The organism is Halorussus amylolyticus (assembly GCF_004143485.2).
GTDB lineage: Archaea > Halobacteriota > Halobacteria > Halobacteriales > Haladaptataceae > Halorussus > Halorussus amylolyticus.
In genome coordinates this window covers 203,081-216,420 of record NZ_ML974135.1, presented here as the reverse complement: position 1 = coordinate 216,420, position 13,340 = coordinate 203,081, and the positions used below count along the sequence as shown (strand labels likewise).

At 64.3% G+C, this 13,340-nt stretch carries 16 protein-coding genes; 10 read left to right on the top strand and 6 right to left on the bottom strand.

Features of this window, described 5'->3' with window-relative positions:
• Positions 1-53: 53 nt before the first annotated feature.
• The gene (locus EKH81_RS13245) at positions 54-653 is read right to left on the bottom strand and encodes an HD domain-containing protein (protein WP_132061517.1); all 600 of its coding nucleotides are present in this window, start codon (positions 651-653) and stop codon (positions 54-56) included.
• 104 nt (positions 654-757) lie between these two features.
• Here EKH81_RS13245 and EKH81_RS13240 point away from each other — a divergent pair, with 104 nt between their 5' ends.
• Entirely contained in the window at positions 758-1,096 is a 339-nt protein-coding gene (locus EKH81_RS13240) for a DsrE family protein (RefSeq protein ID WP_132061520.1), read from the top strand.
• Between the two features lie 43 nt (positions 1,097-1,139).
• Positions 1,140-1,301, top strand: coding sequence for a hypothetical protein (locus tag EKH81_RS13235; protein ID WP_162224623.1), 162 nt, complete (start codon positions 1,140-1,142; stop codon positions 1,299-1,301).
• Between the two features lie 175 nt (positions 1,302-1,476).
• Here EKH81_RS13235 and EKH81_RS13230 read toward each other — a convergent pair whose 3' ends face one another.
• Positions 1,477-2,193, bottom strand: a complete 717-nt coding sequence (locus tag EKH81_RS13230) for an EthD domain-containing protein (protein WP_132061523.1) — start codon at positions 2,191-2,193, stop codon at positions 1,477-1,479.
• Positions 2,194-2,301: 108 nt separating this feature from the next.
• Between EKH81_RS13230 and EKH81_RS13225 the strand changes: the two genes are divergently transcribed.
• The 5 genes from EKH81_RS13225 to EKH81_RS13205 all read left to right on the top strand — a co-directional run bounded on the left by EKH81_RS13225 (position 2,302) and on the right by EKH81_RS13205 (position 6,363).
• A complete protein-coding gene (locus EKH81_RS13225; RefSeq protein ID WP_132061526.1) occupies positions 2,302-2,646 on the top strand; it encodes a hypothetical protein in 345 nt (114 codons plus the stop codon).
• 92 nt (positions 2,647-2,738) lie between these two features.
• Positions 2,739-4,013 (top strand): M24 family metallopeptidase, encoded by a 1,275-nt coding sequence (locus EKH81_RS13220; protein WP_132061529.1) that lies wholly within the window; start codon positions 2,739-2,741, stop codon positions 4,011-4,013.
• Between the two features lie 102 nt (positions 4,014-4,115).
• Positions 4,116-4,949 carry an arsenite methyltransferase gene (locus EKH81_RS13215; protein ID WP_132061533.1) on the top strand — a complete coding sequence of 278 codons (834 nt, stop codon included), beginning with the start codon at positions 4,116-4,118 and terminating at the stop codon, positions 4,947-4,949.
• Positions 4,950-5,013: 64 nt separating this feature from the next.
• On the top strand, positions 5,014-6,018 hold the full coding sequence (locus tag EKH81_RS13210) for an LLM class flavin-dependent oxidoreductase (RefSeq protein ID WP_132061536.1): 1,005 nt from the start codon (positions 5,014-5,016) through the stop codon (positions 6,016-6,018).
• Between the two features lie 147 nt (positions 6,019-6,165).
• Positions 6,166-6,363: a hypothetical protein gene (locus EKH81_RS13205; protein WP_132061539.1), complete on the top strand. Its 198-nt coding sequence runs from the start codon at positions 6,166-6,168 to the stop codon at positions 6,361-6,363.
• A 26-nt stretch (positions 6,364-6,389) separates the two neighbouring features.
• Here EKH81_RS13205 and EKH81_RS13200 read toward each other — a convergent pair whose 3' ends face one another.
• Positions 6,390-6,803, bottom strand: coding sequence for an EamA family transporter (locus EKH81_RS13200; RefSeq protein ID WP_132061542.1), 414 nt, complete (start codon positions 6,801-6,803; stop codon positions 6,390-6,392).
• Between the two features lie 107 nt (positions 6,804-6,910).
• Between EKH81_RS13200 and EKH81_RS13195 the strand changes: the two genes are divergently transcribed.
• The 3 genes from EKH81_RS13195 (at position 6,911) to EKH81_RS13185 (ending at position 10,641) form a co-directional block, all read left to right on the top strand.
• The gene (locus tag EKH81_RS13195; RefSeq protein ID WP_132061545.1) at positions 6,911-8,491 is read left to right on the top strand and encodes a hypothetical protein; all 1,581 of its coding nucleotides are present in this window, start codon (positions 6,911-6,913) and stop codon (positions 8,489-8,491) included.
• A 371-nt stretch (positions 8,492-8,862) separates the two neighbouring features.
• On the top strand, positions 8,863-9,027 hold the full coding sequence (locus EKH81_RS13190) for a hypothetical protein (RefSeq protein WP_162224622.1): 165 nt from the start codon (positions 8,863-8,865) through the stop codon (positions 9,025-9,027).
• 372 nt (positions 9,028-9,399) lie between these two features.
• Positions 9,400-10,641: an orc1/cdc6 family replication initiation protein gene (locus EKH81_RS13185; protein ID WP_132061548.1), complete on the top strand. Its 1,242-nt coding sequence runs from the start codon at positions 9,400-9,402 to the stop codon at positions 10,639-10,641.
• Positions 10,642-10,983: 342 nt separating this feature from the next.
• Here the strand turns inward: EKH81_RS13185 and EKH81_RS13180 are convergent, their stop codons facing one another.
• The 3 genes from EKH81_RS13180 to EKH81_RS19605 all read right to left on the bottom strand — a co-directional run.
• Complete coding sequence (locus EKH81_RS13180; RefSeq protein ID WP_132061551.1) at positions 10,984-12,225, bottom strand: Acg family FMN-binding oxidoreductase; 1,242 nt, start codon at positions 12,223-12,225, stop codon at positions 10,984-10,986.
• A gap of 177 nt (positions 12,226-12,402) precedes the next feature.
• Complete coding sequence (locus EKH81_RS13175; RefSeq protein ID WP_132061554.1) at positions 12,403-12,957, bottom strand: class I SAM-dependent methyltransferase; 555 nt, start codon at positions 12,955-12,957, stop codon at positions 12,403-12,405.
• Between the two features lie 103 nt (positions 12,958-13,060).
• The coding region (locus EKH81_RS19605; protein ID WP_162224627.1) for a helix-turn-helix domain-containing protein at positions 13,061-13,340 on the bottom strand (280 nt) is incomplete at its 5' end.

Sequence of the window (13,340 nt, the reverse complement as noted above, 5' to 3'; positions counted from 1 at the left end):
GAGGAGAGGAGAGGAGAGGAGAGGAGAGGAGAGGAGAGGAGAGGAGAGGAGAATCAGTTCGTCGTCTGACTGTACGTTTCGACCCACTCCTGTAGCGTGATTCCCATCGCGGACTGGGTGATGGCGTTCGACGACGCCGAGTTCGCGCTCTTGACCAGCTCGGCTTCGAGCGTTCGCTTCGGCACCTCGCCCAGAAAGTGCGGGATAGCGCGCTGGACCGCGAGTGGGCACCCGACCTCGTGGGCGAGCGCGTATCCGGACAGCGAGTGAGGAATTTCCTCGCTGACGTAGGTCGGGTCCGGGTCGCGGATGCGGTCGGACTCGACGTGTTCGACGTACTCGTAGCACTTACCCACGTCGTGGAGGAGACACGCCGCCAGAATCACGTCCTCGTCGGGGTCCGCGCCGTGGAACTCCCGCTGTTCGGCGGCCGACTTCGCCGCGATACGGGTCACGCCCCGGACGTGTTCGACGTTCGAAACCTCGTGGATGTTCCACGCGTAGGGCACGTCGTGAACATCCGTCCAACCGCCGCGGTCGAGCGCGAGAACCCACGCCTCGACCACCTGCTCGCGGAGGTCGGCGTCGTCGATGTCTTGAATTTCGGGAAACGCTTCGCGGACCTGCGTCTCGTACTCCGGTTCGACGGGCATGTGTAAGTACTCTGTCGGACGGAACGTAAGGATTCGTGTCCTCGCTCGTCTCGGAGTGGTCGCGGCCAGCAACCATTTCCGACGGAGCGAGGTAGCGAAACCGCATGCAAACCGTGTTCCACCTCATCGCTGGCGAACCGGACGAACGAAAAACCGCGCTCACAATCGCGGAGAATTTGGCGAACGACGAGAGCGTCGAGATGGACGATATCGCGGTCGTCGCCCAGTCGAAGGGCATCGAACCGCTCCGAGCGGACGGCGACGGGAGCGAGCAGGTCGAATCGCTCCTCGGAAGCGGCATTTCGTTCAAGGCATGTGGCAACACGCTCGACACGATGGACCTCGACGAGTCGGAACTCGTGGACGGCGTCGAGACGGTTCCCTCGGGCGCGGGCGAACTGACGCGGCTTCAGCACGACGGCTACGCCTACATCCGGCCGTGAGAGTCGGGAAAAAGACTATTTCCTCTCGTCAGTCACGAAGCGTGTGGACTGGCGAATCGTCGTCGCCGGATTCGTCGTGAGCGTCGGATTCGGTCTCGGATACGCGAAGTTCGGCACGGTCAGTGCAGGAGTCGTCTCGGCCGTGCTGGTGGCCGGACTGTTCCTCGTGGACTGGCTAATTGACGCGCGCATCTATCGATTGTAGGTTTCTCTCGCGCTTTCATCAGGGGTCTCCTCGTCGTCGCACATCTACAGACAAAACGCGCCGGGCGGACAGTCCACGCTCTCGGCGGACTGAAAGGGCGACCGCGCGAGGGCGTTCTGGGCGGTCGTTGCTTCGACCGGAGCGCAAATTCGACGGAAAAAACGACTAATTGCTCCTACGTCTCGTCCTTCTGCACCGTCTCTTGGCCGATAAATCGGGGTCGCTCGTCGATAGCCAAGAAATTGTTCACGTCCTCGCGGGCCTCCTTCGCCTTGCCCTTCTCGGGGTCGTAATCCCGGCTACCCTCGCTCCCGAGCGCGTCGTGAAGTTTGTCCAAATCATCGAAGTAGAGTTCGGCGATGCCGTCGAACTCCGCGTTCTCGGGGTCGGTCGGCAGGACCGTGGCGTACCGAACCACGCCGTCGATTTCGCGGGCGATGGGCGTGTGGTTCTCCTGCCAGTACTCCACGAACTCCTCGTGGGTCATGTCGTCTTGACGGACGAGGAACGCCGAGTGCTTGTAGAGACCGTCTGTTTTGCCGTCTACCTCGTCCTTCTGGACGATTTCCTCGCCGATGAATCGAGGGCGACGGTCGATGTCGAGGAAGTTGTTCACGTCCTCGCGCGCTTCTTTGGCCTTGCCCTTCTCGGGGTCGTAGTCCCGGCTTCCTTCGCTTCCGAGCGCGTCGTGGAGTTTGTCCAAATCCTCGAAGTAGAGTTCGGCGAGACCGTCGAACTCCGCGTTCTCGGAGTCGGTGGGAAGCACGGTCTGATACCGGGTGACGCCCTCGATTTCGCGGGCGATGGGCGTGTGATTGGTCTGCCAGTAGTCCACGAATTCGTCGTGAGTCATTCCCTTCTGGCGGACGAGCAAAGCGACGTGTTTGTACATAATTGAACCCTCGCTCGGAACGGTGATAAAACCACACGGAGAGAGTGTACCTGCGTAGACCCTGCGCCCCGAAAGCTTATGCCGACCGTGTCAGAAGTCCGAACGCAAATGCCCTCCACCTACGGCAGTCGCTCGCGGTCGAGACCGCTCGGCGTATCGATTCTGTGCGTCCTCGGATTCATCGGCGTGTTCTTCTCGTTCCTCGGGATGCTCGGCGTGATGGGCGGGGGCGGCCCGCTCGCCATCGTCGGTCTCGTCGGCCTCGTACTTACCGTCGGGAAAGCCGCCGTCCTGTACGGTCTCTGGACGCTCCAGCAGTGGGGCTACAAGTGGGCGCTCGTCCTCTACGGAATAAGCGCGCTCCTCAACCTCGTGAGCCTCAGCATCTTCGCGATGATAATCGACGTGTTCATCGTCGCCTACCTGCTAAGCAAGGCCGACCACTTCCGATAACCGCGAGGGGCGCTCGCCTCGACGGTGTCGGACAGCGCGACCGTCCGACGAAGCCACCTACTTTCATAACGAACCTCGATGTATCAACCGCCATGGGATTCTATCAACGCGATTTCATGGAAGGCACGCGCGGCACGATGGGCGTCGATTGGGAGGAGCGCATCGACTTCCAGCGCATGCGACGCGAGCGCAAGGAGCGCGCGCTTGAACGCCTGCGCGAGACCGAACTCGGGAGCATGCTCCTCATCAACGACCCCAACGTCCGGTACGTGACCGGTCTCGCCATGACCGGCGGGTCGGGCGCGGACCACTACACGCTTCTCACCGAAGACGGTGACGTCGTCCACTGGGACACCGCCGACCACGCGAGCAATCAGCGGTTCAACTGCCCGTGGCTCGACGACATCAGATACGCCGCGCCGGGACTCGGAAACGTTCCGCGGGCGTCGGGGAGCGATTCGGCCCGAAGGTGGCTCAAGGGCAAGATGGCGGACTTGGTCGTGGAGGCGATGGACGAGTACGGCGTCAAAAACGAGCCGATGGGCATCGACGTGGGGAATGCGGCCCTCATTTCGAAGTTCGAGGAACGTGACGTGGACGTACGAACGAGCGAGTGCGCGGCGGTGATGGAAGACGCCCGGAAGATAAAGACCCGCGACGAAATCGAATGTCTTCGGATGGTCGCCGCGCTCTGTGAGGCCGGGTTCCAGCGCATCAAAGAGGTCGCCAAGCCCGGCATGCGCGAGTCGGAGGTGTGGGGCGAAGCAACCAAAGAACTCTGGCGACTCGGCGCGATGGTCCAGGGCGGCTACGTCACCTCCGGGCCGAACACGTGGCCCAAGCATCAGGCCAACACGACCGACCGTGTGATTCGGCCCGGCGACCTCGTCTATGCCGACTTCTACAACATCGGCTTCATGGGCTACCGGTCGTGTTACTACCGGACCTTCAGCGTTGGCGAACCGACCGCGGCCCAAAAGGACGCCTACGAGAAAGCCCGCGACGACCTCTACGACGTGCTCGAACGAATCGAGCCGGGTGCGACCACCGACGAAATCTGTCAGGGGTTCCCCGACGAGGAGGGCGAACACATGGACTGGTACGGCGCGGAGGACTTCTGGGAGATGACCACGAACCACTGGGCGCACGGACTGGGCCTCCAACTCTACGAAGTCCCGCTCATCTGGCGCGGTCTGTCGCCCGACCACCCCATCGAAATCGAGGAGGGGATGACGATGGCGGTCGAGACGATGCGACCCGCCGACCGGCAGGGCGTGCGGGTCGAGGAGATGGTCGTCGTGCGCGAGAACGGCGTCGAGATTCTGAGCCAGTGGCCGGTCGAGGAGATTACGACCATCGAACACTGAGCGGTCTCGTCCTGTCCCGCCCCGTCCGCCACATCTCGTCGGTCCCGGCGAAGACGAGCGCACAACACACTTTCATGTGAGCTAAGCCCGTAGTTCGGGCTAATGACTGACGACTGTTGCCAGCCAACCGATGCTTCGACCGATACATCGACCGATACGCCGACCGCTCGCGAACAGCGAAACGCCGTGCGCGACCGATACGGAAGTATCGCCACAGAGTCCGAAACGCTCGGGGGAGACTGCTGTGAAGGCGACGCCGACACCCCGGAGACCGCCGAGAAACTGGGCTACTCCGCCGACGACATCGAAGCCGTCGCGGAGGGGGCAAATCTCAGTCTCGGCTGTGGGAATCCGACTGCTATCGCCGAATTATCCGAGGGCGAGACCGTCGTGGACCTCGGGTCTGGCGGCGGTTTCGACTGTTTTCTCGCCGCACGCGAGGTGGGCGAGTCCGGGCGCGTCGTCGGCGTGGACATGACGCCCGAGATGGTCGAACGCGCCCGCGACAACACCGAGACAAACGACGCCGACAACGTCGAGTTCCGACTGGGCGAAATCGAACACCTCCCGATGGCCGACGGCCAAGCGGACGTAATTATCTCGAACTGCGTGGTCAATCTCTCGCCCGACAAGCCGCAGGTGTTCGCAGAGGCCTATCGCGTCCTCGAACCCGGCGGCAGAATCGCCATCACCGACGTGGTGCTGACCGCCGAAATCCCGACGGAACTCCGGGGTGACCTCGACGCGCTTTCGAGTTGTATCTCGGGCGCGGCTCGAATCGAAGAACTCGAAGCGATGCTCGACGACGCGGGGTTCGAGGCGGTCGAAATCGAACCGAAAGAGGACAGCGAGGAGTTCATCCGCGAGTGGACCGAAGACCGCGACCTCAGCGAGTACGTCGTCTCGGCTCGGATTACGGCTCGCAAGCCCGCGTGAGTTTTCGTCGCGGGGAGAGAAGTTTCTTATAAAACACTAAGTCGGCCGCGCGCGTCCACTCGGTATGGAAATCGGCACGGGACTGTTCACCTGCCAGCGGCGACCCGACGACGACCGGTCGATGAGCGCGATTTACGACGAAATGCTGACCCTCGGGCGGGCCATCGACGACGCGGGTCTCGCGAGCGCGTGGGTCTCCGAACACCACTTCGCCGACGACGGCTACCTCTCGGCGACGATGCCCGCGCTCGGCGCGCTCGCGGCCGAGACCGAGCGCGTCGAACTCGGGACGTGCATCGCGCTGGCTCCGCTCTACGACTCGGTGCGACTCGCCGAGGACGCCGCGACGGTCGATTTGCTCGCGGACGGCAGGCTCACGCTCGGTCTCGCCATCGGGTCGAACCCCGAGGAGTTCGCTGAGTTCGGCGTCCCGCGCGAGGAGCGCGTCGAGCGCATGGCCGACGCCACCGACCTCCTCCGGGCGGCGTGGTCGGAGGGGCCGCTCGACTACGATGCCCAGTTCCACGACGTGTCCCCCGACGCGACGGTGACGCCCAAGCCGGATTCGGAGATTCCCATCATGTACGGCGGGTCGGCCAAGCCAGCGGTCCGGCGGGCCGCGCGGGTCGCCGACGCGTGGTGTGCGCCGTCGGCGCTCTCGATTGAAGGCGTTCGCAAGCGCAAGGAGGACATCGAGCGCGTGCGCGAGGAGGAGAACATCGACGGCGACTTTCAGGTGTACGTCCTCCAGCACGGTTTCGTCGGCGACTCGAAGGAAGACGCGTGGGAGCAGATGAAGGAGGGGTATCTCTACATCCAACGCCGGTACGCGGAAATCTTCTCGGGCGAGGAAGTCGAGGAGCTATCCGACGACCGGAGGCGGGAGCTGAAAGACCAAGCTATTTTCGGCACGCCGGACGACGTAATCGAGGGTCTGGAGGCGTATCGCGAGGCGCTCGGTGACGACGTTCATTTCGTGTTCCGGACCTACCACCCCGGAATCGGGACCGAGGCGATGGTCGAGTGCATCGAGCGACTCGGCGAGGAAGTCGTCCCGGCGTTCGAGTGACAGTCGTCCCGGCGTTCGAGTGACAGTCGTCCCGGCGTTCGAGTGACTGAGATTTAGCCCGGCAGCCGGGTGGCGGACGTGTTTTTTCGGTGTTCGACACCGAGCGAACTCACCACACTTAACTCTCGGGAGGCCGTCCTTCGGCGTATGGCTTCGATGTGGCGACAGCTCGTGCCCCAGTTTCTCGCGATGATGGTCATCTACTTCGCCTTCGTCATCGTTCTCGAAGCGGTCGGAATCTCGGGATTCGTCCCGCGAATCATCGTCGCGCTGGTCGTCGCGTTCGGCTACCCCGCGACCTTGCGTCGGCTCGGGCGCGCGCCGCCCGCGTGGCAACGCGACTGAAATTCGTGCGATAGCGCAACCGAGTTCTACGTCGAGAGGAGCGCGACCGCGCCGACCGCGAGCGCGATGGCGGCCACGTCCCGAACCCCGACCGACTCGCCGAGAAACACCACGCCGAGAATCGCCGCGACCACGAAGTAGAGCGCCGTGACCGTGGTCGCGATGGCCGCGCTCCCGTGCTGGAGCGCGGCGTAGTAGCTTATCGCGCCGACACCCGAAAACAGTCCACCAGCGATTGCGTAGCCGACTCCGCTACCAGAGAGCGTCGGCGAGAGTCCCTGCGAGACGATGTAGCCGACGGCGACCGTGACGCCCGCGACGTAGGAAATCACCATCGCGACCTCGGGTTCGAGCGTCCGGGTCGCGAGTTCGGCGAACATCGCCCAGACGCCCCACGATAGCATACCGACGCCCGCCAACAGAATTGTCGTCCGAGTCATAATCGAGCGATAACGGCCGGGTGACCTATGCCTTCGGATTCGACAGGACGGGCCTATGCCCGCACAGCAGACGCATACCAAACAGCGTCGGACGCTTAGTGACGCGCATGCGAAATCTCACAGGGTCGCTCGCGCCGTCCGCGGTGGCGCTCGCGCTACTCGTCACCGGCGCGGGGTTCGCACTCGCCGGGACGGCGAGTGCGTCGGATGGACCTGATTGGACAGACGGAGTCGATGGAACGGGCGAAGCCGACACGGCGAACGCGACGAATCCAATCGAGAGACAGGCGTCTCCGGACCTCCCCGAGCAGTGGCAACGTACGTACGGCGGCGACGGCGACGACACCTTCGCCGACCTCGTCCGGACCGGCGACGGCGGGTACCTCCTCGTCGGGGCCAAAGAGGGCGAGAGCTTGGACGGATGGGCCGTCAAAATCGACTCGGAGGGTGAGACCCAGTGGGAGCGCACGCTCGGCGGACAGGGACTCGACCGCTTCTACGGGGTCGCCGTGACCGACGACGGCTATCTGCTCGCGGGGCGGACTGACGGAACTGTCCGGGAGAACGGAAGCGCCGAAGACGCGAACAACCGAGACGGAGGCCCGAACGGATGGGTCGTCGAACTCGGACCCGACGGCGAGGTGCGCGACGAGCGAACCCCCGGTTCGGGCGCGTTCTACGCGCTCGAATCGGACGGGTCGGGGTTCCTGTTCGCGGGATGGACTCGCGGTGAAGAAGGAGGTCAGGGAGAACGCCGGGAAGGGTGGGCGCTGAGGCTCGACGCCGAGGGGACCTCCGAGTGGTCGCAGACCTACGCGACACCCGAAGGGTACAGCGCGGGATACCTCCGGGCGATAGTGCCTATCGAGACCGACGAAGGCGCGGACGGCTACTACCTCGCCGGAAAAGTCGAGGGCGACAGCGACGACGCGTGGGCGCTCAGGGTCGAATCCGAGGGGAGCGCGCGGTGGCAGGCGACGGCGGGCGGTTCGAGCAGGGACGACGTGTGGGCCGCCGCGCCCGCTTCCGCGGGCGCGGCGGACGGGTTCGTCCTCGCGGGGGAAACCGAGAGCAACAGTACCGGCCCGCGCGACGGGTGGCTCGTGAAGTTCGACGCGAACGGGTCGGTCGGGTGGGAGCGAAGACACGGCGGCGACGGAACCCAGTGGCTCGACTCCGCGATGCGGACCGCCGACGGCTTCCTCTTCACCGGAAGTTCGAACGCGGGACCGTACGGAAGCGCCGACGGCTACGTGGTGGCGACCGACGCGAGCGGCGTCGTCGAGTCGGAGTCCTACTACGGCACGGACGCGTGGGACAAGCCGTGGCCCGCAATCCGCGCCCACGGCGGCGGGTACCTCCTCGCGGGCCAGACCGCGGGCGACGGTGCGACGGGGAGAGACGGGTGGGTCGTCCGAATCGGCGGGAGTGCGACCGGGGACGCGACCGTGGCGACGAGTGAAACCACGACTGCGAACACGACTACGGCCCCGGGCGCAACCACGACGGCGAGCGGTACCGGGAACCCGGCAGGTGACTCGGATAGCGAGACGACGGAGAGTGTGGTTCGGGGCGGGCAGACCACGGCGACCGAAAACACCACGGAATCGGTCCCCGGATTCGGTATCGGGGTCGCACTCGTCGCGTTCGCGGTAGCCGCGACCGTCGCACGGTTCGTCCGAGCGTAGTCGGCGGGTAGAGGTCGAAAAAGTAGAGGTAGTCGGATTTCGAAGCGGTCGGGTCGGCCACTCGGACCCCACCGTTTCCGCTGTTTTCAGCGGCGGGAAGCCGAAAGGAAACGGAAGTATCCGGAATAGACGGATGACCCGAAGCCCGGAATCGGATATCGGAGTCGGATTTTCGACCCCACCGTTTCCGCTGTTACGACGGGAGGGTGTTCGCTGTAAGAGACGGTTTCAGGCGTTGGTAGGAGTGTTTTAGGCAGGAGGCGTATTTCGGGACGGTGTGCCGAAGTAGAAACGAGGTCGGTAAGCGGGGGACACCCACCCCACCGTTTCCGCTGTTTTCGGAGAAAGGTGGGTGGGGAGGGGGGAGGAGGGTGAGAAGAGAGGAGGGTGAGAAGAGAGGAGGGGGAGAAGAAGAGAGGGAAGAGAGGAGAGAGGGAAGAAAGGAGGGGGAGAGGAGAGAATCAAACGAGGGAAACTACGAACGCGAGAGCACACACCCACCCCGTCGTTTCCGCTGTCTTGGAAGCGAGTGGTAGGGTGGTCGTTGTTTTCGAAGAGACGTGGATTCGGGAGAGATTCTGACAGAGCTCAGATGAGACAGTGCAGCATGCACTTACTGATACTCTTCTCTTATCACGTATCCATTTATACTATTTGGTATACGGGTATGTTTTTTCACCTATAGTCATAAACCTTCCGACTACTATGCACCCAATTGAACCCCCACCCACCGTTCCCGCCAAAAGCTCCGGAAACGATGGGGTGGGTGTGTCTTTAAGTCAATCTAAACACCGGAAACGACACCGTCACGACTTCCACTCTAAACATAAATATCCTCGGGACAGAAGAAACAGCGGACGCGCCAGTCTCCCCGTGATTTTATATCCTCGTCGGTCCAACCGTGGTTCATGTCATCGTTCAGTTTCGACCGGGACAACTCCCTCTACAAGAACCGCGACGCGCTCTTGGAGGAGTACACCCCGAACAACCTCGTCGGGCGCGACGACGAACTCGAAGAATACCACGCCGCGCTCCAACCGATTATCAACGGCGAGGCACCGTCGAACATCTTCCTCTACGGCAAGAGCGGGGTCGGCAAAACCGCGGCCACCCGATTCCTCCTCAAGCGACTTCAGGACGACGCCGCGAAGTACGACGACATCTCGCTCAACGTCATCGAAATCAACTGCGACGGGCTGAATTCGAGCTACCAGGTCGCCGTACGACTCGTCAATACGCTTCGCGACCCGTCCGAGCAGATTAGCAACACCGGCTACCCACAGGCGCAAGTCTACAGCTTCCTCTGGAAGGAACTCGACCAAATCGGCGGCACCGTCATCGTGGTCCTCGACGAGGTGGACCACATCAACGACAACTCCATCCTCTACCAGATTCCGCGCGCGCGGAGCAACGGCTACCTCGAACACGCCAAAATCGGTCTCATCGGCATCTCGAACGACCTCTCGTTCCGCGATTCGCTCTCCGCCAAAGTCAGGTCTTCACTCTGTGAGAAGGAGGTCTCGTTCCCGCCGTACGACGCCACCGAACTCCAGAAAGTCCTGAGCCAGCGCGAACAGGTCGCGTTCCACGAGAGCGCCCTCGCCGAGGACGTGATTCCGCTCTGTGCGGCGTACGGTGCCCAAGACGCCGGGGACGCCCGTCAAGCCCTCGACCTCCTGCTCGAGGCGGGCGACCTCGCGCGCAAGGAGGCGGTCGAGCAGGTCACCGACGAACACGTCCAAGAAGCGCGCGAGAAGCTCGAACGCGACCGAATCATGGAAGGCGTCGCCGACCTGACCGAGCACGCCCGGCTCATCCTCTACGCGCTCACCTCGCTCGAAGCCGAGGAGAAGACTCCCGCACGCTCGCGGGACATCCGCCCGCGCTACGAACAGCTCTGCAACCACGTCGGCACCGAACCGCTCACCAGCCGTCGGATGCGCGACCACCTCGCCGACCTCGCGATGCTCGGGGTCATCTCCTCGACCGAGAAGAACGAGGGGATGTCGGGCGGCAAGTACCGCGAACACGCCCTGAAACAGGACCTCCAGCTCGTCGTCAGCGCGCTCGAAGAGACCATCGAGTTCGCCGGGGTCCACGAGAGCATCCGCCCCTACTACCAGACGACGTTCGGCGACGGCGAGGAGTGATTCTGCTCGCGTCGAACGGTCGCTCACCCCGCTATTTCCGCTGTCTTTCCACCCTGTGACAACACCACCGTTTCCGATGTCCTACCGGCGTTGCTCTCGACCGCAACCCCACGATTTCCGTTGTCGTCGCGAACGCCACTCGCGCTCGGACGGACCGTCCGAGACAGCGGAAACCGCGGAGTAGTTCGTGTACTCGGAGCGCTGCAAACACGACGCCGAGTCCGTAAAACAGCGGAAACATTGGTGTCGAAACTCCGGAAACCCCGGTGTGCGAAACAGCGGAAAATCCGGTGTCGCCCGGCGACACCGGCATTGGCTCGGTACGAGACGTTCGTGGCGAACTCAGTCGAGCAACACGGCCTCCGGCGGTCGGCGCGGCGACGGCGCGCCGACGCCACGCGCGTAGCCGAGTCTGAACAGGTGCTGTGGCGTCTTCGTCGAACCTCCGGACGCGTCGGCCAGTTCCCGCCGAAGGCTCGGAACTTCCAGGACCGCGCTCATCGAGTGCGTTCGCACGTCGAGCGCGGTCGCGAGCAGGCTCATCCGTTCGAACGCCTGTCCCGCGCAGAGCCGCGACTTTCGGTCGTCAGAGTCGGTGCGGAGCAGCGCCGCGACCGGCGCGGTTCGCAGTCGCTCGGCGTCCTTGCGGGCCTGCTGCCGACCGATGTCGAGATGAGTAAGTAGAAACTTACCGACCTTCGCCTCGGGCCACGAGTCGCCGAACGCGCCCCGCCCGACCCACCGGGCGAGTTCGCGACGGTACGCCGGGTCGGCGAACTGCCGCCGGTTCGCGCGGGCCGCGAGGGCCGCGATGTCGGCCTTCGTCTCCGGGTCGGCGACCAACTGGACGCTCACGCCCTCGTCGGTACAAGCGTCCACGATTTCGCCGAGGTCGGATTTCGGTATCGGTCGCTCCTGGTACGGTCCGCGGTTGGTCCGCCGTCGGACGATTGCGTCGAACAGCCGGGAATCCCGTTCGGGCGGCCCGTCGCGCTCGGGCGCGAGCGTGACCGTCGCGACGTGAGCCGACTCGACGGATTCGACCGTCGGACCCGAGTCCTCGGTCGAAGGGTATCCGAAGTTCCCGGCCGGGCGGGTCTCGAACTCGTCGCTCGATACGTACTCGAAGCTCCCGTCAACGTACTCCACGTCGTGGCCCAGTCCGAAGTGTTCGACCGCGATTAGCAGATTCTCCAGTGCGGCCCCCAGACTCAGGTGGAGTTCGCGCCGGTCGGGGTCGGCGACCCTGAGCCATCGCTCGCGGTCGGCGAACAGTCGAATCTCGTCGTCGAAGACGGTGAACAGCCACGGCTGGCTGTTGTGACTCGACGGAGCCAACACCGCGTACCGGAGCAGGAACTGGGCTTTCTCGCCCAGCGTGCCCTGGTCCGGAAACCCAGTTTCCGAGACGTTCCACGGTTCGGTGCTCCCCGCCCACTTGCGCCGCCACGACCCGCGGACGAGCGCGCGGAGACTCGCGCCACCGTCCCAGTTCGAGGGCGTTCCGTCTCCGGAGTCGGCGTCGGGTGAGTCGGCGTCGTGTCTTCCGGTACGACCGGTTCGGCTCGATTCTCGGTTCCCCATCGTTTCCTCACACGAAACGCTGGGCGGGAACTTAGTTTTCGTGCTCGTGTTGCTCCGTCAACTGTTTGCGGCCGGGCGCTCACCCTCGGACGAATCGCAACGGTGGGGCGACGGTGGGGCGACGGTGGGGTGACGCTCCCGGCCCCCATCTCGTTAGAAACTGACCCGCGAGCGAGACTATCGCTGTGCCACCACGAACAGCGTCTCCGGGCGCTCGTCGGCGCGCACGATTTCGAAGCCCGCCTTCTCCAGCAGTTCGACGGCCTGCTCGCAGTCGTATCGCTCGTCCAGCGGCGGGCCGCTCTCGCCGCGCCCGTTCGCGGTCCAGTCGGCGACCACGAATCGCGCGCCGGAAGCCAGCACGCGCGCGACCTCCGCGACCGACTCGGGACTCGCAAACTCGTGGAACGTCTGGGTCGAGAACGCGCCGTCCAACTCGGCGTCGGCGAACGGGAGGTCGGCCACGTCGGCGGTCACGAGTTCGACGTTCTCGGGCACGCCTTTCTCGCGGTAGAGTTCGTGCATCTCGGCTTGGAGGTCCACGGCACGAACGTCACCGGCGAACGGGGCCACGTCGTCGGTAAAAAAGCCCGTCCCGCTCCCGAGGTCCGCGACAGAATCGGCCGGGTCGGGGTCGAGTCCGGCGACCAACTCCTCGCGCGAGAGGTACCTGTAGCGCGACTCGTCTTCGAGCTTGTCGGCCCGCGACGGGTCGAACGTGTGAAATCCCATAGTTCGAAGTGGGTGGGGAGCGGGCTTAAGAGCCGTGGTTGTGCTGTCTTGTCCCGACTTCGCAATTCAGCCTCTCGCCTCCGCGCTCCGAGCGCGCCCCGACTCAGAGCGACACGTCGGCGTCCCGAATCAGCCGTCGGACGTGGCCGAGCGAGTAGGAGACGCCGTACTCGCGCTCGATGAACACCCGAACGAGTTCGGGGGTCCACCGGGTCGCGTCGAAGCCGTGGTCGTCGGGCGACTTCGCGAGCGCGTCGAACACCGCCTCCCGGTCGGCGTTGTCGAGCGCCTTCGGTCGCCCCGGTCGGGGGGGGGGGGGGGGGGGGGCCCCCCCCCGCCCCGGGGGGGGGGTGTGGGGCCCGGCTTTGGGCGGGGGGTTGGGG

Coding starts and splice junctions, on each gene's coding strand:
- EKH81_RS13180 (WP_132061551.1), bottom strand. CDS start 12,225: ATGGGGAACCGAGAATCGAGCCGAACCGGTCGTACCGGAAGACACGAC.
- EKH81_RS13195 (WP_132061545.1), top strand. CDS start 6,911: ATGCGAAATCTCACAGGGTCGCTCGCGCCGTCCGCGGTGGCGCTCGCG.
- EKH81_RS13230 (WP_132061523.1), bottom strand. CDS start 2,193: ATGTACAAACACGTCGCTTTGCTCGTCCGCCAGAAGGGAATGACTCAC.
- EKH81_RS13205 (WP_132061539.1), top strand. CDS start 6,166: ATGGCTTCGATGTGGCGACAGCTCGTGCCCCAGTTTCTCGCGATGATG.
- EKH81_RS13215 (WP_132061533.1), top strand. CDS start 4,116: ATGACTGACGACTGTTGCCAGCCAACCGATGCTTCGACCGATACATCG.
- EKH81_RS13185 (WP_132061548.1), top strand. CDS start 9,400: ATGTCATCGTTCAGTTTCGACCGGGACAACTCCCTCTACAAGAACCGC.
- EKH81_RS13220 (WP_132061529.1), top strand. CDS start 2,739: ATGGGATTCTATCAACGCGATTTCATGGAAGGCACGCGCGGCACGATG.
- EKH81_RS13175 (WP_132061554.1), bottom strand. CDS start 12,957: ATGGGATTTCACACGTTCGACCCGTCGCGGGCCGACAAGCTCGAAGAC.
- EKH81_RS13245 (WP_132061517.1), bottom strand. CDS start 653: ATGCCCGTCGAACCGGAGTACGAGACGCAGGTCCGCGAAGCGTTTCCC.
- EKH81_RS13200 (WP_132061542.1), bottom strand. CDS start 6,803: ATGACTCGGACGACAATTCTGTTGGCGGGCGTCGGTATGCTATCGTGG.
- EKH81_RS13225 (WP_132061526.1), top strand. CDS start 2,302: ATGCCCTCCACCTACGGCAGTCGCTCGCGGTCGAGACCGCTCGGCGTA.
- EKH81_RS13210 (WP_132061536.1), top strand. CDS start 5,014: ATGGAAATCGGCACGGGACTGTTCACCTGCCAGCGGCGACCCGACGAC.
- EKH81_RS13240 (WP_132061520.1), top strand. CDS start 758: ATGCAAACCGTGTTCCACCTCATCGCTGGCGAACCGGACGAACGAAAA.